This is a genomic window from Leifsonia sp. NPDC014704, assembly GCF_043083605.1.
Lineage (GTDB): Bacteria > Actinomycetota > Actinomycetes > Actinomycetales > Microbacteriaceae > Leifsonia.
The window spans coordinates 1,694,962-1,718,823 of sequence record NZ_JBIBYW010000001.1 but is presented as its reverse complement, the minus strand read 5'-3'; the positions used below and the strand labels follow the sequence as shown (position 1 = coordinate 1,718,823).

25 protein-coding genes are annotated in these 23,862 nt (G+C 69.2%); 14 read left to right on the top strand and 11 right to left on the bottom strand.

The window, feature by feature from the left end:
* Positions 1-11 precede the first annotated feature (11 nt).
* Positions 12-500 (bottom strand): Rv3235 family protein, encoded by a 489-nt coding sequence (locus tag ACF1AJ_RS08455; protein WP_391506926.1) that lies wholly within the window; start codon positions 498-500, stop codon positions 12-14.
* Between the two features lie 290 nt (positions 501-790).
* Here ACF1AJ_RS08455 and ACF1AJ_RS08450 point away from each other — a divergent pair, with 290 nt between their 5' ends.
* Complete coding sequence (locus tag ACF1AJ_RS08450; protein ID WP_391506925.1) at positions 791-2,284, top strand: sensor histidine kinase; 1,494 nt, start codon at positions 791-793, stop codon at positions 2,282-2,284.
* 137 nt (positions 2,285-2,421) lie between these two features.
* Here the strand turns inward: ACF1AJ_RS08450 and ACF1AJ_RS08445 are convergent, their stop codons facing one another.
* Entirely contained in the window at positions 2,422-2,670 is a 249-nt protein-coding gene (locus ACF1AJ_RS08445) for a WhiB family transcriptional regulator (RefSeq protein ID WP_018190103.1), read from the bottom strand.
* Between the two features lie 225 nt (positions 2,671-2,895).
* On the opposite strand from ACF1AJ_RS08445, the gene ACF1AJ_RS08440 reads away from it, so the two are divergent.
* From ACF1AJ_RS08440 to ACF1AJ_RS08410, 7 genes are all read left to right on the top strand, one after another.
* A complete protein-coding gene (locus tag ACF1AJ_RS08440; RefSeq protein WP_391506924.1) occupies positions 2,896-3,336 on the top strand; it encodes a hypothetical protein in 441 nt (146 codons plus the stop codon).
* A 35-nt stretch (positions 3,337-3,371) separates the two neighbouring features.
* On the top strand, positions 3,372-4,127 hold the full coding sequence (locus tag ACF1AJ_RS08435; protein WP_391506923.1) for a DUF1684 domain-containing protein: 756 nt from the start codon (positions 3,372-3,374) through the stop codon (positions 4,125-4,127).
* Between the two features lie 58 nt (positions 4,128-4,185).
* A complete protein-coding gene (locus tag ACF1AJ_RS08430) occupies positions 4,186-5,682 on the top strand; it encodes an ABC transporter substrate-binding protein (RefSeq protein ID WP_391506922.1) in 1,497 nt (498 codons plus the stop codon).
* 86 nt (positions 5,683-5,768) lie between these two features.
* Positions 5,769-6,731: an ABC transporter permease gene (locus ACF1AJ_RS08425; RefSeq protein ID WP_391506921.1), complete on the top strand. Its 963-nt coding sequence runs from the start codon at positions 5,769-5,771 to the stop codon at positions 6,729-6,731.
* Positions 6,728-7,603 carry an ABC transporter permease gene (locus ACF1AJ_RS08420; RefSeq protein WP_391506920.1) on the top strand — a complete coding sequence of 292 codons (876 nt, stop codon included), beginning with the start codon at positions 6,728-6,730 and terminating at the stop codon, positions 7,601-7,603. The genes ACF1AJ_RS08425 and ACF1AJ_RS08420 overlap by 4 nt, the downstream gene beginning before the upstream one ends.
* On the top strand, positions 7,600-8,415 hold the full coding sequence (locus tag ACF1AJ_RS08415) for an ATP-binding cassette domain-containing protein (RefSeq protein ID WP_391506919.1): 816 nt from the start codon (positions 7,600-7,602) through the stop codon (positions 8,413-8,415). Before ACF1AJ_RS08420 ends, ACF1AJ_RS08415 begins: the two co-directional genes overlap by 4 nt.
* Positions 8,412-9,176, top strand: coding sequence for an ABC transporter ATP-binding protein (locus ACF1AJ_RS08410; protein WP_391506918.1), 765 nt, complete (start codon positions 8,412-8,414; stop codon positions 9,174-9,176). Before ACF1AJ_RS08415 ends, ACF1AJ_RS08410 begins: the two co-directional genes overlap by 4 nt.
* On the opposite strand, the gene bcp is transcribed toward ACF1AJ_RS08410, so the two are convergent.
* From bcp to ACF1AJ_RS08385, 5 genes are read right to left on the bottom strand one after another with little or no spacing between them, the layout of a single operon-like run.
* The gene (gene bcp, locus ACF1AJ_RS08405; protein WP_391506917.1) at positions 9,173-9,649 is read right to left on the bottom strand and encodes a thioredoxin-dependent thiol peroxidase; all 477 of its coding nucleotides are present in this window, start codon (positions 9,647-9,649) and stop codon (positions 9,173-9,175) included. The genes ACF1AJ_RS08410 and bcp overlap by 4 nt on opposite strands.
* A 4-nt stretch (positions 9,650-9,653) precedes the next feature.
* Positions 9,654-11,165 (bottom strand): DUF2142 domain-containing protein, encoded by a 1,512-nt coding sequence (locus ACF1AJ_RS08400; RefSeq protein WP_391506916.1) that lies wholly within the window; start codon positions 11,163-11,165, stop codon positions 9,654-9,656.
* Positions 11,162-12,205 carry a Gfo/Idh/MocA family oxidoreductase gene (locus ACF1AJ_RS08395; RefSeq protein ID WP_391506915.1) on the bottom strand — a complete coding sequence of 348 codons (1,044 nt, stop codon included), beginning with the start codon at positions 12,203-12,205 and terminating at the stop codon, positions 11,162-11,164. Before ACF1AJ_RS08395 ends, ACF1AJ_RS08400 begins: the two co-directional genes overlap by 4 nt.
* Positions 12,205-13,299, bottom strand: a complete 1,095-nt coding sequence (locus ACF1AJ_RS08390; RefSeq protein ID WP_391506914.1) for a DegT/DnrJ/EryC1/StrS family aminotransferase — start codon at positions 13,297-13,299, stop codon at positions 12,205-12,207. Before ACF1AJ_RS08390 ends, ACF1AJ_RS08395 begins: the two co-directional genes overlap by 1 nt.
* Positions 13,296-13,880 (bottom strand): acyltransferase, encoded by a 585-nt coding sequence (locus ACF1AJ_RS08385; RefSeq protein WP_391506913.1) that lies wholly within the window; start codon positions 13,878-13,880, stop codon positions 13,296-13,298. The genes ACF1AJ_RS08390 and ACF1AJ_RS08385 overlap by 4 nt, the downstream gene beginning before the upstream one ends.
* A 270-nt stretch (positions 13,881-14,150) precedes the next feature.
* Between ACF1AJ_RS08385 and ACF1AJ_RS08380 the strand changes: the two genes are divergently transcribed.
* Genes ACF1AJ_RS08380 through ACF1AJ_RS08370 form a run of 3 tightly spaced genes read left to right on the top strand, consistent with a single transcriptional unit; the run spans position 14,151 to position 17,576 of the window.
* The gene (locus ACF1AJ_RS08380; RefSeq protein ID WP_391506912.1) at positions 14,151-15,218 is read left to right on the top strand and encodes a UDP-N-acetylglucosamine 2-epimerase; all 1,068 of its coding nucleotides are present in this window, start codon (positions 14,151-14,153) and stop codon (positions 15,216-15,218) included.
* Complete coding sequence (locus ACF1AJ_RS08375; protein WP_391506911.1) at positions 15,208-16,518, top strand: hypothetical protein; 1,311 nt, start codon at positions 15,208-15,210, stop codon at positions 16,516-16,518. Before ACF1AJ_RS08380 ends, ACF1AJ_RS08375 begins: the two co-directional genes overlap by 11 nt.
* The gene (locus ACF1AJ_RS08370) at positions 16,515-17,576 is read left to right on the top strand and encodes a glycosyltransferase family A protein (RefSeq protein WP_391506910.1); all 1,062 of its coding nucleotides are present in this window, start codon (positions 16,515-16,517) and stop codon (positions 17,574-17,576) included. The genes ACF1AJ_RS08375 and ACF1AJ_RS08370 overlap by 4 nt, the downstream gene beginning before the upstream one ends.
* 9 nt (positions 17,577-17,585) lie before the next feature.
* Here ACF1AJ_RS08370 and rsgA read toward each other — a convergent pair whose 3' ends face one another.
* Together rsgA and aroA are read right to left on the bottom strand one after the other, a co-directional pair.
* The gene (gene rsgA / locus ACF1AJ_RS08365) at positions 17,586-18,650 is read right to left on the bottom strand and encodes a ribosome small subunit-dependent GTPase A (RefSeq protein ID WP_391506909.1); all 1,065 of its coding nucleotides are present in this window, start codon (positions 18,648-18,650) and stop codon (positions 17,586-17,588) included.
* Complete coding sequence (gene aroA, locus ACF1AJ_RS08360; protein WP_391506908.1) at positions 18,647-20,014, bottom strand: 3-phosphoshikimate 1-carboxyvinyltransferase; 1,368 nt, start codon at positions 20,012-20,014, stop codon at positions 18,647-18,649. The genes rsgA and aroA overlap by 4 nt, the downstream gene beginning before the upstream one ends.
* 154 nt (positions 20,015-20,168) lie before the next feature.
* Between aroA and ACF1AJ_RS08355 the strand changes: the two genes are divergently transcribed.
* Together ACF1AJ_RS08355 and ACF1AJ_RS08350 are read left to right on the top strand one after the other, a co-directional pair.
* Complete coding sequence (locus tag ACF1AJ_RS08355; protein ID WP_172823274.1) at positions 20,169-20,780, top strand: sigma-70 family RNA polymerase sigma factor; 612 nt, start codon at positions 20,169-20,171, stop codon at positions 20,778-20,780.
* Positions 20,777-21,022, top strand: coding sequence for a zf-HC2 domain-containing protein (locus ACF1AJ_RS08350; RefSeq protein WP_018190122.1), 246 nt, complete (start codon positions 20,777-20,779; stop codon positions 21,020-21,022). The genes ACF1AJ_RS08355 and ACF1AJ_RS08350 overlap by 4 nt, the downstream gene beginning before the upstream one ends.
* Before the next feature lie 11 nt (positions 21,023-21,033).
* Here the strand turns inward: ACF1AJ_RS08350 and ACF1AJ_RS08345 are convergent, their stop codons facing one another.
* The gene (locus ACF1AJ_RS08345) at positions 21,034-21,930 is read right to left on the bottom strand and encodes an Abi family protein (RefSeq protein ID WP_391506907.1); all 897 of its coding nucleotides are present in this window, start codon (positions 21,928-21,930) and stop codon (positions 21,034-21,036) included.
* A 126-nt stretch (positions 21,931-22,056) separates the two neighbouring features.
* Complete coding sequence (locus ACF1AJ_RS08340; protein WP_391506906.1) at positions 22,057-22,839, bottom strand: VOC family protein; 783 nt, start codon at positions 22,837-22,839, stop codon at positions 22,057-22,059.
* A gap of 86 nt (positions 22,840-22,925) precedes the next feature.
* On the opposite strand from ACF1AJ_RS08340, the gene ACF1AJ_RS08335 reads away from it, so the two are divergent.
* Positions 22,926-23,831, top strand: coding sequence for a formylglycine-generating enzyme family protein (locus ACF1AJ_RS08335; RefSeq protein WP_391506905.1), 906 nt, complete (start codon positions 22,926-22,928; stop codon positions 23,829-23,831).
* Positions 23,832-23,862: the final 31 nt, after the last annotated feature.

Here is a 23,862-nt window from a genome sequence, read left to right as displayed (position 1 = left end):
CGTCTTCGCGGCTAGAGGACGTTGATGGCGCTGGCCCGCCACCGGGCACGGTGACGCTCCAACCTGATCGCCACCGCCCGGGAGCGGCCGGGCTGATGGACCATGACGACCGCTTCGACGACGCCCTCGACAGGGAACGCCAGAAGGGGGTCGCCGATGGTCATGCGGGGCCGGAGCGGGTTCTCGGCCGCGGTGGTGCGTGCCTGGACGGTGAGTATGGTGCGGCGCAGGAGATGGACATAGACCGAGTCGCTCACCCAGCGGCCGATCTGATCGAGGGGACGCGCGCCCGCGAGGATCTCCACGACCGATCGCGCGAGGTTGGAGCACAGTGTCGCCGGACTCGGCTCGTCGCCCGTCGGGAACTCGACGAGCGTTCCTTCTCCTGCCCGCGCATCTCCGAAACGAGTGACCGCAATTGAGGCGCGGCGGTCAGCGCGGCCCGGCCTCATCCGCCCGGAAGGGTGCTCGTCCGGCACCGCGACGGAAGCCTCGGGCATGCCAGGACGGGGAGCCGGGTGGGCACCCGAGCGGTCTCCGGGCCGGGTGCTGGAACGGCCGGGTTCCGCGGCCCGTTCACCGGGAATTCCGGCGATGGACGGGGTCGCGGGTGCGAGGGCGAGGTGGTGCATTTTTTCTCCCGAGGGGGTGTGTCGGTGGTCGGTGGTGAAATAGACCCGTGATATGTACGATGCCTCACTCAAACAGGTCGGCGCGCGCCGGACCAGTGCATAAACGCGTTGTGGATAACTCTCGTCATGCCTGTCGGAGCGCCGTTTAGGATGGGGTGATGTCCACCCTCAGCGATCTCGTCCACGCTCACGGCCGCTCCTCGGAAGAGGACGTCGAGTGGCTGCACGGCCTCGTCGGCGACTGGCAGCTCCTCGCCGACCTCGCTTTCGCGGACATCGTCCTGTGGGTGCCGACGTCGGATGACGACTTCGTCGCGGTGGCCCATGCCCGTCCGTCTTCCGCGGCCACGCTCTTCTACCGCGACTTCGTCGGTCAGCGCATCAAGCCCGAGTGGCGCCAGCAGGTGACCGACGCCTATCGGTCGAAGCAGATCATCGACACATCGGCGCCGGATTGGTACGAAGAGACGCCGACCCGGGTGCGCGCCGTGCCCGTCATCCGTCGCCTCACCGTCCACTCCCCGGACACCGCGCCGGAGCCGGTGGCGGTGATCACGCGCCACACCAACCTGAGCGAGGCGCGTACGCCGAGCCGCCAGGAGCTGACCTTCAACGAGTGCGCCAACGATCTCTTCAATATGATCGCGACCGGCGACTTCCCGGACCTCGGTGCCCCTGCCGCGCCCCGCCGCGGCGCTCCGCGCGCAGCGGACGGCCTCATCCGTCTCGACGTCGACGGTGTCACCACCTTCGCCAGCCCCAACGCGCTGAGCGCCTTCAACCGGATGGGTTTCACCGGCGAGCTGGAGGGGGAGTCGCTCGCCACGGTGACGACCGGACTCCTCGCCGGCACCATCACCGTCGACGAGTCCCTGCCGCTGGTGGTGACCGGTCGCGCCCCCTGGCGCACCGACATCGAGGCCCGCGGCGTCACGGTGTCGCTCCGCGCCATCCCCATCCGGAACCGGGGCGAGCGCGTCGGAGCCATCGTGCTCTGCCGCGACGTCTCGGAGCAGCGCCACCAGGAGCGCGAGCTGATCACGAAGGATGCGACCATCCGCGAGATCCATCACCGGGTGAAGAACAACCTCCAGACGGTGGCGTCGCTGCTGCGCATCCAGGCGCGCCGGACGCACTCGGAGGAGGCGCGGGAGGCCCTCAGCCAGGCCATGCGCCGGGTCGCCGCCATCGCCGTCGTTCACGACACGCTGTCGACCGGGCTCGCGCAGATCGTCGACTTCGACGACGTGTTCGACCGCGTGCTGCTGCTGGTGGCCGAGGTCGCGGCGAGCCACACCACGACCGTGCACCCGAAGAAGTCGGGCACCTTCGGTCAGCTGCCGTCGGAGTACGCGACGCCCCTCGCGCTGGCGCTCACGGAGCTCGTGACCAACGCGGTCGAGCACGGGCTGGCGGGGCGCGAAGGAGAGGTCGAGATCGTCGCCCACCGGTCTGAGGAGTCGCTGACCGTGAAGGTCGTCGACAACGGCTCCGGTCTCCCGGAGGGCAAGGTCGGGACCGGCCTCGGGACGCAGATCGTGCGCACCCTCATCCAGGGCGAGCTCGGCGGCGCCATCGACTGGCACACGATGATGGGACAGGGCACCGAGGTGACCATCGAGGTCCCGTTGCGCTATCTCACCAAGATCTGACCGCCGGCGGGTCGCTCAGAGGCCTGGGCATGAAAATGCCGAGGGGCGCTCGGTGCTAGGTGTGTGAGCGCCGCCTCGGCTGTGTCGAACGCGCGGGAGGGTAAGGTCCGCGCCGACGGTTGTGGGCGGGTGGAACGTCAGGACGCGCGGCGTGCGCGTGCGGCGCGGCGCTTGAGAGCCCGGCGCTCGTCCTCGGAGAGTCCACCCCAGACACCCGAGTCCTGACCGGTCTCGAGGGCGTACTGCAGGCAGATCTCGGTCACGGTGCAGCGCGCGCAGACCGCCTTGGCCTTGTCGATCTGGTCGACTGCAGGACCGGTGTTGCCTACCGGGAAGAAAAGCTCGGGGTCCGCGGTGAGGCAGGCGGCTTTGTCGCGCCAATCCATGAAGATGTGCTCCTTGTTTACTGGGGTTCCAGACCCGAGAGGGCCATAGAATGCAGATAAGCAGTCGGGTTGCAGGGTGCTTAGATCCGTGGGGAATCAGACCTGCCCACGACCCTGTGAGCGTTAACTCGACCGTTGAATATGCTCCCATAGCGGTTATCGCGAATCAATAGTTTTGTATGGGATAACGCTGAGAACACGAGCCGGAAACGTCAGGATGCTATAGTGCCCGACCCCCAGAACGCCCCGAAGGCGGCCGCTCAGGACCGCCCGTCGCGTCCACCCCTCCTCACGGTGCTGATCGTCATCCTCGCCCTCGAGACACTCCTGGTGATCGCGCTGGCGTGCTGGCTGGTCTACGAGTTGCTCACGCAGAAGCCGGAGTCCTACCCGTCCGCGGTCGCGATCGTGGTGCTCGTCCTGCTCACGGCGGCCTGGCTGATCGCGACCCTCGTCGGCATCCTCCGCAAGCGGAGCTGGGCCCGGGCGTCGGCGCTCACCATCCAGATCCTCCAGCTCGCGGTCGCCGTCGGCTGCTTCCAGGGCTTCTACGCCCGCCCGGACGTCGGCTGGGCGCTCCTGGTGCCCGCCGTCGTCGCCGGCATCCTGGCCGTCTCCCCGGCGGTGGTCCGGGCAACGGCCCGCAACACAGAGCAACACGAATAGCGCCGAGCGGGAACAACGCCGAGACTCGGATGGTTATGTCCGGCATCGTGACTGATATCTCCACACAGACCTCGGCTTCCACCGCGACCATCGAGCGCGCCCACGCAGGCTGGGACGCCTGGCGCGCGAACCGCCTGAGCAGCGTGACAGCGCCGACCGGCAACCTCGCCCTCATCGAGACGAGGTGGCTTCCCGCTGGAGACTCCACGGCTCCGGAGGAGGCCCTCGCGGGGCAGCCGGCGACGGTCACGGCGACGGAGCTCACGCGCCGCAGTCTGGAGACCGGCGAGGTCGAGCGCGGTCTGCGGCTCTGGGATGCGGCATCTCCCGCCATCCGCGACTTCGAGACCATCGAAGTCTTCCCGTTCGACCCGAGCTGGGTCATCGAAGCCACCTTCACCCCGGTCAGCGACGACCGCACCATCCCCTTCGAGCACATCCGCGACAACGGGCTCACCCGTGACCTCGTCGTCCCCGGCGACATCACTTTCGAGCGGGAGGGCGTGGAGTACACCCTGAGCGCCTTCGACGACGACGGGACGCTGTTGCTCGTGTTCGGCGACCCGACCAACGGCGCCGAGGGGGAGGACGGGACCTACGCGTCCGGCCGCTTCCTCTTCGTCGAGCACGTCGACGACCACGTCGTCCTCGACTTCAACCGCGCATTCGTGCCGCCGTGCGGATTCTCGGACCAGTACAACTGTCCGCTGCCGCCGCGCAACAACCGTTTCCCCGTCGCGGTCACCGCGGGGGAGAAGCGCGTCACCTTCCGCGGCGGCGGACGCCACTGAGCGGGCCGAGCGCCCGAGACACCCTTCGCATCCACCCCCACAGCACTGGAGAACCACCGTGAGAAAGACCCCCTTGTTCGCTGCGCTCGCGATCGGCCTGGCGTCGGCCCTGACGCTCGCGGGCTGCGCGGGCGGCTCGTCGTCCGCCGGCGGTGACGGCGCGACCATCGCGATCGGCTCGCTCTACGAGCCGGTCAACCTCGACAACACCGCGGGAGGCGGCCAGGGCGTCACCGAGGCGCTCAACGGCAACGTCTACGAGGGGCTGTTCAAGCTCACCGACGAGGGCAAGGTCGAGCCGCTGCTCGCGACGAAGTACACCACGAGCGCCGACGGCCTCACCTACACCTTCACCCTGCGCGACGGTGTGAAGTTCCACTCCGGCAAGCCGCTCACCAGCGCCGACGTGAAGCGCAGCATCGAGCGCGTCACGTCCGACGACTCGCAGTCGGCACGCAAGTCGCAGCTCGAGGTCATCAAGAGCATCGACACCCCGGATGACAAGACGGTCACCATCACCCTCTCGTCGCGATCCATCTCGCTGCCGTACAACCTCAGCTACGTGTGGATCTACGGCCCGGGTACCTCGAACTACAAGACCGCGGAGGACGGCACCGGCCCGTACACGCTGGGCACCTGGAAGCGCGGCAGCTCGCTCAGCCTGGAGCGCTGGAGCGGCTACTGGGGCGATAAGGCGAAGAACAAGGAGGTGGAGTTCGACTACTTCACCGACGCCTCCGCCCTCTCGAACGCGCTGCAGACCAAGCAGGTCGACATCGTGACGAGCATCCAGAGCCCCGACGCCCTCAGCACCTTCAAGGGAAACAAGGACTACACGATCTCCGACGGCAAGTCGACCACCAAGGAGCTCCTGGCGTTCAACGACAAGGTCGCCCCCTTCAACAACGTCGAGGTCCGGAAGGCGGTCTACTCGGCGATCGACACCAAGAAGCTGCTCAACTCCATCTGGGGCGACTACGGAACGCTGATCGGCTCGATGGTGCCGCCGAGCGACCCCTGGTACGAGGACCTCACGAAGGTGAACCCGTACGACGTGAACCTCGCCAAGAAGGAGCTGGCCGAGGCCGGATTCGCGAACGGGTTCACCTTCACGCTCGACACGCCCACCTACGACCCGCACCCCGCGGTCGCCGAGTTCCTGAAGAGCGAGCTGGCCAAGGTCGGCATCACCGTGAACATCAACTCCATCTCGGCGGACGAGTGGTACACGAAGGTGTTCAAGAACCACGACTTCACCGCGACGCTGCAGGAGCACGTCAACGACCGCGATGTGGTCTGGTACGGAAACCCGGACTTCTACTGGGGCTACGACAACCCGCAGGTCACGGCCTGGGTGAACGAGGCCGAGCAGGCGAGCACGACGGCCGAGCAGACCGCCAAGCTGAAGCTGGTCAACGAGCAGATCGCAAAGGATGCGGCCAGCGCCTGGCTGTACCTGTACCCGCAGATCGTCGTCGCTGACAGCGACGTGAGCGGCTACCCGGTCAACGGACTGAACTCGCAGTTCTTCGCGTACGACATCGTCAAGAAGTAGGCCGGTTCTCCACAACGACCGCTCTTCCACAACCCTGATGCTCGGGGAGCCGACCGGCTCCCCGAGCATCTACGCTGAAAATCACCATGGCTCTTTACCTCCTGCGTCGCACCGCGTTCCTCGCGGTGTCGCTGCTGCTGGCCATGGTCGTGCTGTTCTTCCTGCTGCGGGTGCTGCCGGGCGACCCGTCGAACGCGCTGCTCTCCGTCGGGGCGACGAAGGAGCAGATCGCAGCCGCGCAGCACCAGGTCGGCAGCGATCAGCCGCTGCTGCAGCAGTTCTTCTCGTGGTTCGGCAGCCTGCTGTCGCTCGACCTCGGCGAGTCGTTCATCAGCTCGTTGCCTGTCGGCCCCGAGATCGCCGCGCGGCTGTCGGTCACCATCCCGCTCACGCTCCTGTCGTTCGTCCTGGCGCTCGTGCTCGCGCTGCCGATCGGCTTCGTCGCGGCGTGGAAAGCCGACCGGTGGTACGGCGTCCTGCTGTCCGCGTTCTCGCAGCTGGGCATCGCGGTGCCGGTGTTCTGGGTCGGCATCCTGCTGGTCGACGTCTTCGCGATTACCCTCGGGTGGTTTCCGTCCGGTGGATTCCCGCGTGACGACTGGTCCGATCCGGCCGACGCCCTGACCTCTCTCGCCCTGCCGGTGGTGACGATCGCGATCGTGATGAGCGCCTCCATCTCGCGGTACGTCCGGAGCGCGGCGCTGGATGTGATCGGCAGCGACTACCTGCGCAACGCCCGTGCTCTGGGGTCGGGCTTCGCGGGTGCGATGTGGCGCCACGGTCTGCGCAACGGCGCTGTGCCGGTGATCTCCGTGCTGGGGATCGAGCTCGCCACGACGTTCCTCGGAGCGGTGGTCGTCGAGAGCGTCTTCACCCTGCCCGGGCTCGGCAGCATGCTGCTGAAGGCCATCGAGCAGCACGACTACCCGAACATCCAGGGCATCCTGTTCGTCTCGACGCTGCTGGTGCTGATCGTCGGCTTCCTCGCCGACATCGCGCAGCGGCTCGTCGACCCCCGCCTCCGTCGTAGCATTTCGGGGAACACATGAGCGCGATCGTGGAGCAGGCCGCCGAGGCGGCTGCACCGGAAGCGCGGGGGCGGCGACGCACCCGACGCTCGCTGACGCTCGGCATCGGTCTCGTCCTGGTCGGGTTGGTGGTGATCGTCGCGGTCGTGTCGTTCTTCTGGCTGCCGTACGCGCAGTCCGACACGTCCGGTACCCGGCTCGAGCAGCCGAGCGCGGCCCACTGGCTCGGAACGGACCGGTTCGGGCGCGACCTCGTGACACAGCTGATGATCGGCGCGCGCATCGCGCTGGCCGTCGGCCTCGGTTCCGTCGCGATCGGCGCCGTGGTGGGCGGCGCTCTCGGCCTGCTCGCCGCGTTCGCGACGAAATGGCTGGACGACACGCTCTCGGCCGTGCTCGACATCCTGATCGCCTTCCCCACGCTGCTCCTGGCGATGCTGATCGTGGCCGCTCAGGGTGCATCGCTCGGCACCGCGATCGTCGCGATCGGGCTCGCGATGTCGGCGGTCGTCGCGCGGTTGACGCGCGTGCTCGCGAAGCGGGTGCTCTCGCAGCAGTACGTCACCGCCGCGCGCACCTCCGGCACCTCGTGGCCGGGGATCATCGCACGGCACATCCTGCCGAATATCTGGCCGACGCTCAGTGTCAACCTGGCGCTGCAGTTCGGGGTGGCCGTGCTCGCCGAGGCGAGCCTGTCGTACCTGGGGCTCGGGGCACCACCGCCCAACGCCTCCTGGGGGCGCCTGCTGCAGGAGGCGCAGGGCACCGTGTCCACCGCTCCCGCCGGCGCGATCGCCCCTGGCGTGGCCCTGGTCGTGCTGGTGATCGGCGTCAACCTGGTGGCCGACGGCCTGAGGGATGTAGGCGACCCGACCCGCAGGAGGTCTCGATGACTGCCGACGGGAATGCGGCGGGCGCCCTCCTCGAGGTCGACGGCTTGAGTATCGCGACGCGGGACGGCGACGTGCTGGTGAGCGACGTATCGCTCCGTCTCGCCGCGGGGGAGCGGCTCAGCCTGATCGGCGAGTCCGGCTCCGGCAAGTCGCTGACGTCGTTCGCCGTCACGGGCCTGCTGCCCGAAGGACTGCAGGCGACCGGCAGCGTCCTGCTCGACGGCGTACCGGTCATCGGCGCGCGCGAGCGCGACCTGGTTGCGCTGCGCGGCCGGGTTGCGTCGACCGTCTTCCAAGAGCCGATGACTGCGCTCGACCCGCTCATGCGCCTTGGGCGCCAGGTTGCCGAGCCGCTCCGCCGGCACCTCGGGCTGCGCGGCGACACCTTGCGTCGGGCGGTGCACGACGCACTCGCCGAAGTGGGCCTCCCCGAGCCGGAACGCATCGCGCACGCGTACTCCTGGGAGATCTCCGGCGGTCAGCGGCAGCGCGTCGCGATCGCGGCGGCCCTCGCCTGTCGACCGCAGCTGCTGATCGCCGACGAGCCGACGACCGCGCTCGATGTCACCGTCCAGGCCGACGTGCTGGCGTTGCTCGAACGGCTGGTCGCAGAACGCGGGATGGCGCTCCTGTTCGTCAGCCACGACCTCGCCGTCGTGTCCCGCATGGCGCAGCGGGCGCTCGTGCTGCGTCAGGGGCGCGTCGTCGAGGAGGGTGCGATCGAACGCCTGCTGTCCGACCCGCGCGACCCGTACACCGCCGAACTCGTGCGGAGCGCCCGAGAGCTCGATTCCGCTCTGGAGCTGCCGTGACGCCCATCCTCGAACTCCGCAACGCGGGCTTCCGGTACCGCCGGGCGACGAACCCGGCGCTGGACGACGTCACGTTCGCCGTCGAACCGGGACGAAGCCTCGGCCTGGTCGGCGAGTCGGGCGCTGGCAAGACGACGGCACTCTCACTTCTCCTGGGCCTGACCGCGCCCACGAGCGGCACCGTTCTCTTCGACGGGCAGGCCCTGAACCCGCGCGACCGGATGCAGCTGCGCGCCTTCCGGCGGAGCGTCCAGCCGGTCTTCCAGGACCCGTACTCTTCCCTCGACCCGCGGCAGAGCGTCGGCAGGATCGTCGGCGAACCCCTCGCCTCCCTCGGCCTCGCGGGCGGCGAGCAGGCGCGCGACCGCGTTGCACAGGCGCTGCACTCCGTCGCTCTCCCCGCCGACGCGGCGCGCCGATACCCGCACGAGTTCTCCGGTGGCCAGCGGCAGCGCATCGCCATCGCCCGGGCGATCGTGTCACGACCGCGCGTGCTGCTGGCCGACGAGCCCGTGAGCGCGTTGGACGTGACGACGCGCATCCAGATCATCGATCTGCTCGGCGAGCTGGCGGCGAACGAGGGCATGACCGTCGTCATGGTGTCGCACGATCTCAGCGTGGTCGCAGCGCTCTGCGCTCAGACGGTCGTGCTGCGCGGCGGGCGCGTCGTCGAGCAGGGCGCCACGAGCGAGGTGCTCAGGACGCCGAAAGACGACTACACCCGCCGCCTGCTGGCGTCGGTGCCTCGGCTCCCGGCTTAGGCGTCGATCCCCAGCTTCTTGCGCAGCGAGGCGACGTGCCCGGTCGCCTTGACGTTGTAGAGCGGCAGGCGGAGCGTGCCGTCCGGGTCGACGACGAACGTCGACCGGATGACCCCTTCGACGGTCTTGCCGTAGAGCTTCTTCTCGCCGTAGGCGCCGTACGCGCGGTGGACGGCGAGGTCTTCGTCTGACAGCAGCGGGAAGTTGAGGCCCTCCTGCTCCTGGAACTCCTTGTTCTTGGCCGGCGCATCCTTCGAGATGCCGATCACTTGGTACCCGGCCGACTTGAGCGAGTTCAGGTTGTCGCGGAAGTCGCAGGCCTCCGTCGTGCACCCCGGGGTCATCGCCGCGGGGTAGAAGTACACGATCGCGTTCTTCCCGGCGAAGTCGGAAAGCGAGACGGCGGCGCCGTCCTGGTCGGTGAGTGTGAAGGCGGGGGCCGGAGTGCCGGCCTCGAGTCGAGCGTCAGTCATGGGTCTATTCTCCTGCCACGGTGGACTCGAGCGCACGGTAGCGGAAGCCGCGCAACGCGTTTCGGCGCGCGGTCGAGAGCCCGAGCACCACGGCCGCCGCGACCGCCACGGCGAAGGCGAACGCCCCGAGAACCCACCACTGCATCGGATGCAGGGGGATGTCCCACCACCAGGCAACGTTGGTGTTCAGGTTGAGGGTTTTGACATCGGTGCCGGTCGTGTAGCGGTGGATGTTGACGTAGAGCGCAATCGTGAAGCCCGCGACCAGCAGCCCGCCGATGACGACGAGCTGAGTGCGGCCGAGGCCGAGGTCGAACCGATTGAGCCCGTACAGGCAGAGGCCGACGAGCAGGATGAGCAGCGGATAGAGGTAGCGCGGCTGCACGCCGGTCCCGACCCAGATCTGGTCGTGCATCAGGATGTAGATCGGCACGAACACGAGGGCGAACGCCGCGATCCCCACAGCCCAGAGCTTCCGGCGCGTCATCCGACCGATTCCCCAGAAGATGAGACCGCAGACCACCAGCGAGATGGTGCCCCAGACGGTCACGGGCATGAAGGTGTCCAGCCACCCCAACGGCGCGTACCCGAAGGCCCCGACGTAGAACCAGGGGAGGTCGAGCAGGTCCTTCCACAGCAGCCAGACGAAGTCGTAGGGAGAGAGCGCGGTCGTTGCCCGCGTGACGATCCCGCCCTGCGATGCGCTGAAGTAGAGCAGGACGCTGACGAGGGACAGCGCGACCGGCAGGATGGTGCGCAGCCAGAACACGCGGGTGCGTTCCGCCTTCAGGATGACGACCAGGATCATCGCCAGGACGCCGTAGGTCGCAGCGTCCGCACGGGCGCCTGCGCCCATCAGGACGCTCACCGTGGTGAGCACACCCAGCCCGATCCGTCTGCCGAGCCCGCGCGCCTCGTAGTAGCCCAGGAGCGCGAGCCAGAGCGTCGTCGCCGACGTGATCGCCCATCCGCTCGGGTTCGTGCTGGCGATGAGGAAGAACCCCAGGGGGATCAGCGTCGCAAGGGCAGACCACACGAGGAGACCGCGCCGCCGTGCCGGGAGCAGAAGGAACAGCGCAGTGAGCATCGCGACGTACAGGAAGGCGTTGAAGATGCGGATCGACAGCACAGCAGTGGCCTCGTGCGTCGAGGCGAAGACGCTCATGACGGCGTAGTAGATCGGCGGGTAGCCGTGATCGTTGAAGTTGCCGCGATCGGTGGTGACGAGTTCATCGGACTTCGCCACGGGGCAGTCGCCCGGGATTTCGGAATGGTGCGCGTAGCACAGCGACGCCAAGACGGTCCCGCGCGGCACCGAGCGCTCGCCCGCCTCCGACCCCGGCTCGCACAGCCCCGGGCGGTCACCCTGAGCGCACCAGATGCTCGCCAGGTGATAGTCGTCGTCGGGCGCCGCCCCGACGGGCGAGGCGAAGGCCCAGCTGACGAGACTCATCAGGAGAGCGACGGGGATGAGCGCTGCGACGACGATCCGCCACGGCCTCCACGCCGGTCTCATCGGGTCGTGCCGTTCCCGGCGAGGCGGCCCGCGAGAGCGCTGGGCAGAGTCTCCGGGTCGATCTCGACCTCCCGCTGCTCGTCGGCGGACCGCATCACGGCCTCGGCCACCGCGAGTGTGGTCAAACCCTCGTCCATCGTCACGATGCCGGGCCGGCCGTCCACGATGGCGTCGCGGAAGGCTTCGTGCTCGATGCGCAGCGGCTCGCGCTTCTTCAGCGCGAACCGGATGACGGATCCCTCGGCGACCCCGCGGAAGTTGGAGACGGCATCCCACTCCGTCGCGTCGGTGCCGTTCTCGTAGTACGTCAGGTCGCCGCTGAGCGTGTCTGCGACGAACGCGCCGCGCTCGCCGGTGACGACGGTGATGCGCTCCTTCATCGGCGACAGCCAGTTCACCAGGTGGTTGGTGATGATCCCGTCGTCGAGGCGGCCGTTGAAGGCCACCATGTCCTCATGCGGTCGACCGCTCCGGCGGGAGGTGTTCGCATGCACGGCGCGGAAGGGGCTCTGCGCCAGCCACGAGGTGAGGTCGATGTCGTGCGTCGCGAGGTCCTTGATAACGCCGACGTCGGCGATGCGGATCGGGAAGGGTCCCTGGCGCCGCGTGGCGATCTGGTACACCGAGCCCAGCTCGCCGGCCTCCACGCGGCTCCTCAGATTCTGAAGTGCCGGGTTGAATCGCTCGATGTGTCCGACCGCTCCGACGAGGCCGTTCCGGCGGAAGGCGTCGGCCATCCGGCGGGCTTCGTCGAGGTCGGCGGCGATCGGCTTCTCGACGAGGGCGTGGACGCCGGCGTCGGCGAGCTCGAGGGCCGTGGACTCGTGGAGGGTCGTGGGAACGGCGACGACGGCGGCGTCGACGCCCGCCTCGATGAGCTCGGCGACGGACCGGTAGACCGGGGCGTCGATGGAGGCGGCACGTTCGGGGGCCGTCTCCACGACTCCGGCGAGCTCGACGCCGTCCAGCTCGCGGACCACGCGCGCGTGGTGCGATCCCATCACCCCGAGGCCGACGACGCCGACCCGCAGCGCGGCCATCAGCTTCCCGCCTTCGCGAGCGTGTTCACGGCGGACACGATGCGGTCGAGGTCCTGCTCGCTGAGCGAGGGATGCACGGGGAGCGAGAGCGCCTCGCGAGCGGCCCGTTCGGTCTCCGGCAGGTCGAGCTCGAGTCCGAAGACGGGGAGCCGGTGCACCGGGGTCGGGTAGTAGACGCCGGTGCCGATCCCGTGCTCCTCGCGGAGGGCGCGCGCGAACCCGTCGCGGTCCTCCGCGATGCGGATCGTGTACTGGTGGTAGACGTGCTCGGCGCCCTCGGCGACGGGAGGTGTCACCACTCCCGTCAGCTCGGCGTCGAAGCGGGCCGCGTTCCTGCGCCGCTGCTCCGTCCAGCCGGCCAGTTTCCGGAGCTGGGCGCGGCCGATCGCCGCGTGCAGGTCGGTCATGCGGGCGTTGAAACCGGCGACCTCGTTCTCGTACGGACGGGCCATGCCCTGGTTGCGGAGAAGGCGGATGCGCTCGTCCGTGGCGGGGGAGGCGGAGACGACCATCCCGCCCTCGCCCGAGGTCATGTTCTTGGTCGGGTACAGGCTGAACATCGCCCAGTCGCCGAAGGTGCCGACCGGTCGCCCGTCGAGCGTGGCGGCGTGAGCCTGCGCTGCATCCTCGAAAAGGGCCAGGGAGTGTTCGGCAGCGAGGGCCGACAGGCGGCCCATGTCCGCAGGGTGGCCGTAGAGGTGCACCGGCATGATCGCAGCGGTGTTGGGACCGATCGCTCCCGCTACGGAATCGGGGTCGAGGTTGAACGAGTTCGGCTCGATATCGGCAAAGACCGGAACGGCGCCCGCGAGCACGACGGCGTTGGCCGTCGCGGCGAAGGTGAAGGAGGGGACGATGACCTCGTCGCCTGGGCCGATGCCCGCCGCGAGCAGGCCGAGGTGCAGACCGGACGTGCCGGAGTTCACCGCCGCCGTCGGACGGCCGGCGACGAGCGCGTCGGAGAACTCGCGCTCGAAGGCGGCGACCTCGGGACCTTGCGCCAGCATCCCGCTCTGGAGCACGGCGTCGACCGCCGCGCGCTCCTCGTCGCCGATGAGCGGCCGGGCGGCCGGGATGAAGTCCAGATCGGTCACGCGACCACCTCCAGCTTGTCGTCGTTCTCGCGATAGCGCTCGCCGGTCGTCGGGCAGACCCACCCCTCGGCATCCTGGACCAGCGGGATGCCCGCTCGGCCCACCCACCCGATCCTCCGTGCCGGCACGCCGGCGACCAGGGCGAAGTCTGGCACATCCCGGGTCACGACCGCTCCCGCGGCCACGGTCGCCCAGGAGCCGATCACCACGGGCGCGACGCAGACGGCGCGAGCGCCGATGGATGCTCCCGAACGCACCACGACCCCGACGGGCTCCCAGTCGGCGGCCGACTTGAGCGTGCCGTCGGGGTTCACGGCGCGCGGGAACGTGTCGTTGGTCAAGACCACGGCAGGGCCGATGAAGACGCCGTCCTCGAGCACGGCCGGCTCGTACACGAGCGCCTGGTTCTGGATCTTGCAGTTGCTGCCGACGGTCACGCCGGAACCGATGTACGCCCCGCGCCCGACGATGCAGTCCTCACCGATCGTGGCGTTCTCGCGCACCTGAGCGAGGTCCCAGATCTTCGTTCCGTCACCGACCGCGGCGGACGCGGCGACATCGGCGTTCTCGGCAACAAACAACGAGTTTCTTCCTCCCCTGCGCCCGGGCTCCCTGAGGGAGTCTTCCGTCTCGGCGCGCGTCGTCCGGCCACGTCGGGCAGACCAAATAGAATGTATCATCGAGTGGCTTCCGGTTCGGCTGGAGGCTCGGGCTCTCCACAGCATCTGCGCGGTCGGACGGACGCAGGCGGATGGTGTGGGATCGCCCAGGTGTCACAGCGCCGATCCCAACGGTGGAGCGGTCAGCTCGCGACATGAAGCTCTCCGACCCAGAAGGCGCAACACTCGACCATGATCGTGTTCATCTACGGAACGACGGCGGAGGCCATCAAACTGGCCCCGGTCATCCGCCGGCTCCGGGAGCGCGGTGTTGCCACGCAGCAGTGGGTGACGATGCAGCACACCGAGGCTCTGATGACCGCAATGGAGCAGCTGGGGCTCGGTACTCCCGATCAGGTCATCGCGCACGGTGCAGCAGGCAAACCGCTCCGGGGCACCGGCGACGTGGTCCGCTGGGGCATGACGGTGCTGGGCTGGCTGCGGAAGAACCGCAAGCGGGTGGCGGCATCCCTGCCGAAGAACACGGTCATCGTCGTGCACGGCGACACCATCACCAGCGTCGTCGGCGCCTGGATCGCCAAGCGGATGGGCTTCGACTGCGCCCACATCGAGGCGGGCCTGCGCAGCGGAAACTGGCGGCATCCCTTCCCGGAGGAGCTGGACCGGCGCATCGTCGGCACCATGGCGACGGTGCACTACACGCCGTCGATCGAGGCGACCGAGAACCTGAAGAAGCGTTCGAACGTCGTCTACACGCACGGCAACACGGCCCTCGACGCCGTTCTCGACCATGGGATGCGCGACGCCGGCACGGATGCTCCCTACGGCGTCGTGCTGCTTCACCGGTTCGAGTTCATCTCCAACAGCCAGCTGGTCGACGACACGCTCGAGGTGCTCGCCACCAGCGAGGTCCCGTTGCGGCTCATCGTCGACGCCTACAACCGGGAGACGCTGGAACGGCTGCTCGCCAACCAGGGCGGCAACCGCATCACCGTCCTCCCGAAGCTGCGGCACGACGAGTTCGTCGCCCTGCTGGAGAACGCCGCCTTCGTCGTCACCGATTCCGGCGGGATCCAGGCCGAGTCGGCGCTGCTCGGCGTCCCCACGCTCATCCACCGCAAGACGACGGAGCAGGGCGAGGGCATCGGCCGCAACATCGTGCTCTCCGAGTGGGACCTCGGCCGGTTGCGTTCGTTCCTGAGAGATTACGAATCCCTCCGGCATGAGCCCGACCGCCCGGAGCGGTCGCCGTCGGACATCATCGTCAACGACCTGATCAGCCGAGGGTATGCCGACTAGCGCGGGCGGCGACCAGCCGCAGCGTCGCGCACCGGGGATGATCAGCCGCCACGGTCGCGCTCTCGCTGAGATCGCCGGTGTCAGCGTCGTGGGGATCGTCGCGACGACGGCGTTCCAGCTCATCACGATCCGAGGCCTCGGGCCGGCCTCGTACAGCCTCCTCGCCGCGGCTCTCGCGCTCATCAACGTGGCGGCCATCGGCAGCTCCGCGCTCCGCAACTCCGTCGCGGTCACGACGGCGGAGGCGCTCCACGCGCCGCGCAGCGTTCCCGGCGACCGAGTCCGACGGGTGGATGGGGCCCTCGTCGAGGCGCTCGTGCTGGGCGGGATCGGGACGCTGGGGGTCTTCGCCCTCTCGTCGACGCTCGCGGCTCCCGGCGCCACCGGTGTCCTGACCGTCGTTCTCACGGCCGCCGCGATGATCCCGAACTTCCTGTTCGCGCTCGCCCAGGGACGCCTGCAGGGGGCGGGCGACTCGCGCTCCGTGGTCTGGTGGTCGACGGGCGCCCAGGTCGCCCAGGCGGTGCTCGCCCTGATCGCCATGCTCGCGCACGCGGGCTCCGCGGCCATCCTGGCCATCCTCGTCCTGACCGCACTCACCGGAGCGATCGGCGCAGGCGCCGTGGCCCGTCGCCGATCCCTGGCGGTCGGCCGGTCGCCGTTCACGATGCAGAGCACCGTCGTGCTGCTGCTCACCGTCGGGTTCGCGTGGCTCACCAATGCGGATGTGGTGCTGGTCCGCGCCGGAACGCCCGAGGAGCTCGCCGGCGCCTATGCCGCTGCCGCCGTGCTGGTGAAGACGACCCTCATCATCCCCGCCACCTTCTCGCTGTACCTGCTCCCGCGGTTCGTCCGCAGCAAGGGCAACGCGGCGCTCACGAACCTCGGCGTGACGGTGATCCTCGGCGTGACGCTGTTGACCGGGGTGGCGATGTTCCTCCTGGTCGTGCTGTTCGGGCCGTGGATCGTCGGATTGCTGTTCGGTTCGCACTACGCCGCGACGGCGCAGATCGTGGTCGGCTTCTCCCTCGCCTGGATCCCGTGGGCGCTCGCCCAGGGTGTGCTGGTGCGCATCACGGCTGCAGCGTCGAAGGCGGCGCTCGCCGTCTTCCTGCTCGCCGCCGTCGCGCAGTGGCTCGTCGCCTCCGCGACGCTGCCCGACGTCGATGCCTGGCTGGTCGGCAACGGGCTCATCGGGCTGGTGACCTTCCTGGCTCTGTACGGCATCCACTGGGCGCTCCTTCTCCGCAGCAGGCGCACCGGCCGGGCGGCCGTCGTCGAGGAGCAGCCCGCGCCATGAGCTCGCCCGCCCTCAGCATCGTCATCGCGTCGTACAACTCGGCGCCCTGGCTCCCCAGCACGCTCGGATCGCTGACGACCGCGCTCGGCAACAGCTCGGTCGACGCGGAGATCGTGGTGGTCGACGACGGCTCCACCGACGACACCGCCGCCGTGCTCGCCGGGATCGCGGCGGCGTCCGCTGTCCCGCTCCGCGTGATCTCGCAGTCCAACAAGGGGCGGTTCCTCGCGCGCTGGGAGGGTGTCCAGGCGGCGCGCGCCGAGCGCATCCTGCTGTTCGACTCCCGGCTCCTGATGGCTCCGGACGCATTCGCCTACCTCGAGAGCGTGGATGCGCTCCGCCCCGCCGCCCGCGCGTGGGTCGGGCACGTGCCGACCGATCCCGCGGCCCCGCTGGTCGGCCGGTTCTGGGAGGTGCCCACCCACGTCTTCTGGGGCGGCTACCTGGCACATCCCGCGCCCACCGACATCACGTCGGAGAACTTCGACCGCGTGCCGAAGGGCACCGGGTGCCTGGTGATCGACCGCGCGGCCTTCGCCGACGCGTGCCGTGCCGCCTGGCCGGAGGAGAACGCCGACCTCGTGTCGGACGACACGCGGCTGCTGCGGTACGTCGCCGACCACGGCGCCCTCCGCATCGACCCGGGCTTCCGCGCGCTCTACCGTCCGCGCATCACGGTGGGCGGCTTCCTCCGCCACGCGTTCGTGCGCGGCACCCTGTTCGTCGACAGCTACGCCGGCACCAGCCTTCTGCGCAACCTGGTCCTCGTCGCGCTGGTGATCGCACCGGTCGTCGCGCTCGTCCTGCTCGTGCTCGCGATCGCGTTCGGCCTCTGGTGGCTGGTGATCGTCGTGCTGGCCCTCGCGGTCTCCGGCGTGCTCGCCCTGGTGCTCGTTGCGGCAGCACGGGCGGCGGCGGGGCGAGCCGTTCTGTCGTTCCTGCTCTACGTCATCCCCTTCGGTGCGGTCTTCTGGGCGGGCCTCGCCCGAGGCGTCTGGGTGCACCGCGCGGCGTTCCGCGGATCACGGGCCGACGCCCGGGCCGGTTCGACCCCCTGAGCCCGCGTCTCAGCGCGCGAACGTCGCCAGCAGCCGCTGCAACGAGTCGAGGCGCGCGCGCCCGGCCTCGCCGAGCTTGCCCGCCTCGACGGCCTCGATGATCGCGCAGTCCGGCGCATCGGGAAGGTGGGTGCAGCCGCGCGGGCAGTCCTCGGCCAGCTCCGCGAGGTCGGTGAAGGCCTTCAGGATACTGTCGGTGTTCACGTGCCCGAGCCCGAAGGACCGGACGCCCGGGGTGTCGATGACCCAGCCGTGGCGTCCCTCGTCGTCCTCGACGCGAAGGGACACGGTCGACGAGGACGTGTGCCGTCCGCGACCGGTGACCACGTTGACGTGGCCGGTGGCACGGTGCGCGCTCGGGACGATCGCGTTGACCAGGGTCGACTTGCCCACCCCGGAATGTCCGACGACGACCGTGTCGTGGCCGATCAGCGCCGCGGTGATGTCGTGCAGGGGGATGTCGTCCTGGCGGCTTGTGAAGACGGGCAGGTCGAGTCCGGCGAAGTTCGACAGGAACGGCGCGGGGTCGGCGAGGTCGGTCTTCGTCACGCACAGCATGGGGTCGATCCCGGCGTCGTACGCGGCGACGAGGTAGCGGTCGACGAGCCGCGTGCGCGGCTCCGGGTTCGCTGCGGCGACGACGATGAGCATCTGATCGGCGTTTGCGACGACGATGCGCTCCACCTCGTCGGTGTCGTCCGCACTTCGCCGGAGCAGGGTGGCGCGTGGTTCCACACGGACGATGCGGGCGAGAGTGCCCTCCTCGCCGGTGGTGTCTCCGACGACGGCGACGCGGTCGCCGGTCACGATCGGATTCCGCCGCAGTTCGCTCGCGCGGGCCGCGGTGACCTGCCGCTCCTCCGGGGTGTCCTCGTCGAGCAGCACCGTGTAGCGGCCGCGGTCGACCCCCAGCACCCGGGCGATCTGCGCGTCGGCGTGCTCGGGACGCGTCTTCGTCCGAGGGCGGTTGCCCTTCGGGTTCGGACGGCTTCGGATGCTGGACTCGTCGTAGAGGTCGAGCTCGTCCTCATCCTCGTCGTCGTCCGCCCACCAGGAGCCGCTGTTGTCCGTCACGCGACGTCGACGCCCTTCTGCAGCATCCGGCTCCACAGCTGGGTGAACTGGGGCAGCGTCTTGGCGGTGGTTGCGACGTTCTCGATCTCGACGCCCGGAACCACGAGCCCGACGATCGCGCCGGCCGTCGCCATCCGGTGGTCCTCGTAGCTGCGCCAGACGCCCCCGTGGAGCGGGCGGGGGTCGATGCGCAGGCCGTCCTCCAGCTCTGTGACGGCGCCGCCGAGGCCGTTGATCTCGGCGGCGAGGGCCGCGAGGCGGTCCGTCTCGTGGTGGCGGATATGGCCGATGCCCGTGATCTCGCTCGGGCCGTCCGCGAGTGCGGCGATCGCCACGAGGGCGGGCGCGAGCTCGCCGCCCGTCGTCAGGTCGAGCGTGATGCCGGTGGGACGCTCGGGGCCGCTGACGGTGAGACGGTCGCCCTCGCGCGTGACCGTCGCCCCGAAGAGCGGCAGCAGGTCGGCGAGGTCCGCACCCACCTGGGTGGTGGACTCGGGCCATCCCGTGATGGTCACCGTCCCGCCCGTCACGACGGCCGCGGCGAGGAACGGCGCCGCGTTGGAGAGGTCCGGTTCGATGTCGACGTCGCGGGCGGCGATCGTGCCGTGGGAGACGACCCAGCGGCCGACCTCGGGCGACTCGACGGTCACCCCGCGGGCGGCGAGGGCCGCGATCGTCATCTCGATGTGGGGCAGGCTGGGGAGCCGCTCCCCGGCGTGCGTCAGATCGAGACCGTCGTCGAAGCGGCTGGCCGACAGAAGGAGCGCGCTGACGAACTGGCTGGAGCTGGACGCATCCACCTCGACCGCGCCGCCGGCGACCCGGCCGGTGCCGTGCACGGTGAACGGCAGGGAGCCGCGGCCGTCGTCGTTGACGTCGACGCCGAGAGCGCGCAGAGCCGCGATGATCGCGCCCATCGGACGGCCACGGGCCGAGTCGTCGGCATCGAACATGGTGGGGCCGAGAGCCAGCCCGGCGATCGGCGGGACGAACCGCATCACGGTGCCCGCCTGACCGCAGTCGATCGTCGTGCTGCCGAGTAGCTCCTCCGCCGGCGTGACGAGCAGGTCGGCTCCGAACTCGCCGTCGCCCGGCTTCTCCTCGATGGACACGCCCAGGGCGCGGAGGGCCTCCACCATGTTGGCGCTGTCACGCGAGTGCAGCGGGGCCCGCAGCAGGGACGGTCCGTCGGCGAGGGCAGCGAGCACCAGCTCCCGCGCCGTCAGCGACTTCGAGCCGGGCAGGGACACGGTCGCGGTGACCGGACCGCCGGCCACCGGCGCGGGCCACAGCGTGTTCGGCTCCTCGACGCGGTTGTCGCCGTACGGGTCGAAGTCGGGGGCGGAATATTTCGAGATCAGCATTGTTGTCCAGATTATCCGTGTTCCCGGTATGAGGAAGGATCCGCCCGTGGCCGCCACCGCCGTGCTCGACGCCCCTCGCGTCGCATCGCACGACCTCGTCGACCCCGAAGGCCTTCTCAGCGCATCCCTGGCGTCGCAACTAGACTGGCCGGTGATGAGCACCGAGACCGAGGATCTGGGCCACCTCTTCGAGGATCAGGCCCTGCCTTTCATGGACCAGCTGTACGCGGCTGCCCTGCGCATGACACGCAATCCGTCCGACGCGCAGGACCTCGTGCAGGAGACGTTCGTGAAGGCCTACGCGGCGTTCGGCCAGTTCCAGCAGGGCACGAACCTGAAGGCATGGCTGTACCGCATCCTCACCAACACGTTCATCAACACGTACCGCAAGAAGCAGCGTGAGCCCTACCAGGGGACGATCGACGAGCTCGAAGACTGGCAGCTCGGCGGCGCGGAATCCATGTCCTCGTCGTCCAGCCGCTCGGCCGAGGCCGAGGCGATCGACCACCTGCCGGACAGCGCCGTCAAGGACGCGCTGCAGGCCATCCCGGAGGACTTCCGGCTGGCCGTGTACCTCGCCGATGTCGAGGGATTCTCCTACCAGGAGATCGCCGACATCATGAAGACCCCGATCGGCACCGTGATGAGCCGCCTCCACCGCGGCCGCCGGATGCTCCGGGAGCTTCTGACCGACTACGCGCACGAGCGCGGTCTCTCCGCCGTCCAGGGGGACCGGGCCGTGCAGACCCCCAGGAGCAAGAGATGACCGACTGCGGTTGTGAGAAGGCCAAGGCCGAACTCGAAGAGTACCTGCGCAACGAACTGTGCAGCGAGGATGCTGCCGACGTGCGCGAGCACCTGGCGAACTGCACCGGGTGCTCCGACGAGGCGCACCTGAACGTGGTGCTCACCGAAGTGGTGCAGCGGGCGTGCAAGGAGACCGCGCCCGAGACGCTGCGCACCGAGGTGCTGCTGCGCATCCGCTCGTTCCAGGCGAGCGTGCACTGAGCCGTAGCGCCTCAGTGCCAGAGTGGCGAGGCGGCCCAGTCGTCCGGCGCACCGATGCTGCGGCTCGGTAGCAGCCGCATCGACGGGAATGTGCCGAGGACCGCGGGAAGGCCGGACCTCTTGAGGCTCCGCTGCTTCAAGAGGAATTGGATCAGCGTGAGCTGGCCGAAGGTCCGCGAGAAGGGTGCGGCGCGATCCAACTCGGGGTAGCGGCCGGCCTGGGGAAGCTTCGGAACGAGCGCGAAGACCCGATTGAAGAGGCACCCGTGATGCGCGCAGACGTTCCGGACGATATTGAGCGACTTCATCCACGACTCCAGCTGTGGACCCCTCAAGCCGAATTCCGCGGCTACCGCCTCTTGCACCTCCCGGGGTGCGAACCCGTAGAGCCTCGTCAACGACCCCCAGTCGAGAACTTCGACGGCCGCCCATACCGGGAGCACTCCTGAGTACTTTTCGCGATGGTGCACCACGAAGTCCTCGCGAGATTCGTCGAGTTCGCGTTCGTACCGTCGACGCCAGCGAGCGTACTGCTCTCCTGCCCGTGCGCGCGCGTTGAGGTGATCCGGTTCGAGGTGGATGCACTGGCCGACATCTCCCAAGGCATGACCAAGTGCCGCGCGGACGGTGAGCTCGATTGTCGCGAGTGAGGCGAACGCCATCGTCCTCAAGGCGGCGTCAAAGTGGTAGAGCCTGATGACATCACTCAACGTGGTTCCCGGATAGAAGTCGTCCCCACGGCGACCGTCGACGAGACGTCGGAACGGGTACCAATAGCCGCTGAGCCGGTAGTAATTGACGTTCGAGAGGTGCTCGATCGCGAGATCATGGTCGCCGATGTCCATGCCACGAGAGGCGAGAAGAGCCAGCTGCTGGTCGAACGTGTGGAACAGCTTCACTGAGGCCACGAGTGCTCCTTAACAGTGAAGACCGGCCCTGGACCTACGAATAGGCGGAACCGGTCGTGATGAATCGAGCGTAGCAGAGTCGGCTGACGTTTCGGGGTTGATGTGCGGCAGCGACAGGCGTTGAGGTCAGGCGGCGCCGCCCGTCCCCACCTCGTGCAGGAAGAACAAGCCGCCCAGCGGGTCGGTGACCTGCGCGAAGCGGCCGAACTCGCTGTCCCACGGGTCGCGGATGACCGTGCCGCCCAGGTCGATCACACGCTGTGAGGCGGCCGCCGCGTCGGCGACGCCGAAGTAGACGACCCAGTGGGAGGGAACTCCCTCCGGCAGCATGCCGTCCGCGTCGTAGACGCCGCCGGCGGGAGCATCCGGGTCGCCGAAGGTGACGTACCGGAAGTCGGCGGTGTCGCCGAGCACCTGCGTCCTCCAGCCGAAGACCCGGGTGTAGAAATCGACCTGCGCGGCGTAGTTGCGCGCGTACAGCTCGTGCCAGGCGAGGCCGCCGACCTCGGCGACCAGTTCGAAACCACGATGCTGATCGGGGTCCCACAGCCCGACGACCGCCCCACCCGGGTCGGCGATGACCGCGAGCCTGCCCTGATCGCCGACCGTCATCGTCGGAGCGATCACCTGGGCTCCGGCGTCCAGCGCCGCCCTCTCAGCCGTATCCGCATCCTCCACGAGCAGGTAGGTGAGCCAGGTGTTCGCCTGCGCGTCACCCATGGTCGGGCCGAGGCCGGCGACCCGGCGGCCGTCGCGCAGGAACGTCACGTAGCCTCCGTACTCCTCGCCGGCGGTCTCGGCGGTCCAGCCGAACAGGCTCGTGTAGAACTCGGTCGCGCGGGGGACGTCGGAGCTGGTGTAGTCGACCCAGCAGGGCTCGCCGAGGCGGTGGGTGGTGACGACGGTCATGCGCTCACCATACGCCGCGGCCCGCGGGACCGGCCAGCGGTGACGGCGGTCTGTCCGCGAGCCCCCAGGGTCGATAGCGTGACGCCATGGACGACATGGTTCCCCTGCCGGGCGGACGGTTCCGGATGGGCTCCGCCGAGTTCTACCCGGATGAGCAGCCCGTCCACGAGCGCTCCGTCGCGGCCTTCCGCATCGACCGGTTCGAGGTGACGAACGCCGACTTCTCCGCGTTCGTCGCGGACACGGGCTACGTCACCGTCGCCGAGCGTCCCCTCGACGCGGCGGAGTTTCCGGAACTGGCCGACGACGACCTCGTTCCCGGCGCCCTGGTGTTCACGGCGACGGAGGGACCGGTCGACCTCTCCGACTGGCGGCAGTGGTGGCGGTGGGAGCCGGGAGCCGACTGGCGGCATCCCGAGGGTCCGGCGTCCGGCATCGACGAACGGATGGACCGGCCGGTCGTGCAGGTCGCCTACGAGGACGCAGTGAACTACGCCGGATGGACGGGTAAGCGGCTCCCGACCGAAGCGGAGTACGAGTACGCCGCCCGGGGCGGCGTGGACGGAGCCCGCTTCGCGTGGGGCGACGATGCCTACCCGGGCGGACAGGCGCAGGCGAACTCGTGGATCGGGCGCTTCCCTTACGACAACCGCGGCCGTTTCGGGGCCACCCCCGCACCCGTCGGGTCGTACCCGGCGAACGGCTACGGGGTGCACGACCTGATCGGGAACGTGTGGGAGTGGACGAGCGACTACTACACGCCGCGGCACGTCGTCCCCGGCCAGAGCGCGCCGGACACCGGCGGACGGCTGAACCTGCTCGGGGCGAGCAGCGCGGAACCCGGTTCGGACATCCCTCGTCGGGTGCTGAAGGGCGGCTCCTACCTGTGCAGCCCGGAGTACTGCCTCCGGTTCCGTCCTGCGGCGCGGTCGCCGCAGGCGGAGGACACGGCGACCACCCATATCGGGTTCCGCTGCGCCGCCGATCTCTGACCTCCGAAGCGAAACGACGGGAGCCCCGGTC

Bases quoted from the DNA above. Each gene is read 5' to 3' on its own strand.
- ACF1AJ_RS08420 (WP_391506920.1), top strand. From the start codon at position 6,728: ATGAGCGCGATCGTGGAGCAGGCCGCCGAGGCGGCTGCACCGGAAGCG.
- ACF1AJ_RS08370 (WP_391506910.1), top strand. From the start codon at position 16,515: ATGAGCTCGCCCGCCCTCAGCATCGTCATCGCGTCGTACAACTCGGCG.
- ACF1AJ_RS08335 (WP_391506905.1), top strand. From the start codon at position 22,926: ATGGACGACATGGTTCCCCTGCCGGGCGGACGGTTCCGGATGGGCTCC.
- ACF1AJ_RS08435 (WP_391506923.1), top strand. From the start codon at position 3,372: ATGTCCGGCATCGTGACTGATATCTCCACACAGACCTCGGCTTCCACC.
- ACF1AJ_RS08455 (WP_391506926.1), bottom strand. From the start codon at position 500: ATGCCCGAGGCTTCCGTCGCGGTGCCGGACGAGCACCCTTCCGGGCGG.
- ACF1AJ_RS08450 (WP_391506925.1), top strand. From the start codon at position 791: ATGTCCACCCTCAGCGATCTCGTCCACGCTCACGGCCGCTCCTCGGAA.
- ACF1AJ_RS08425 (WP_391506921.1), top strand. From the start codon at position 5,769: ATGGCTCTTTACCTCCTGCGTCGCACCGCGTTCCTCGCGGTGTCGCTG.
- ACF1AJ_RS08350 (WP_018190122.1), top strand. From the start codon at position 20,777: ATGACCGACTGCGGTTGTGAGAAGGCCAAGGCCGAACTCGAAGAGTAC.
- ACF1AJ_RS08380 (WP_391506912.1), top strand. From the start codon at position 14,151: ATGATCGTGTTCATCTACGGAACGACGGCGGAGGCCATCAAACTGGCC.
- ACF1AJ_RS08415 (WP_391506919.1), top strand. From the start codon at position 7,600: ATGACTGCCGACGGGAATGCGGCGGGCGCCCTCCTCGAGGTCGACGGC.
- ACF1AJ_RS08395 (WP_391506915.1), bottom strand. From the start codon at position 12,205: ATGGCCGCGCTGCGGGTCGGCGTCGTCGGCCTCGGGGTGATGGGATCG.
- aroA (WP_391506908.1), bottom strand. From the start codon at position 20,014: ATGCTGATCTCGAAATATTCCGCCCCCGACTTCGACCCGTACGGCGAC.
- ACF1AJ_RS08375 (WP_391506911.1), top strand. From the start codon at position 15,208: ATGCCGACTAGCGCGGGCGGCGACCAGCCGCAGCGTCGCGCACCGGGG.
- ACF1AJ_RS08445 (WP_018190103.1), bottom strand. From the start codon at position 2,670: ATGGATTGGCGCGACAAAGCCGCCTGCCTCACCGCGGACCCCGAGCTT.
- ACF1AJ_RS08355 (WP_172823274.1), top strand. From the start codon at position 20,169: ATGAGCACCGAGACCGAGGATCTGGGCCACCTCTTCGAGGATCAGGCC.
- bcp (WP_391506917.1), bottom strand. From the start codon at position 9,649: ATGACTGACGCTCGACTCGAGGCCGGCACTCCGGCCCCCGCCTTCACA.
- ACF1AJ_RS08400 (WP_391506916.1), bottom strand. From the start codon at position 11,165: ATGAGACCGGCGTGGAGGCCGTGGCGGATCGTCGTCGCAGCGCTCATC.
- ACF1AJ_RS08340 (WP_391506906.1), bottom strand. From the start codon at position 22,839: ATGACCGTCGTCACCACCCACCGCCTCGGCGAGCCCTGCTGGGTCGAC.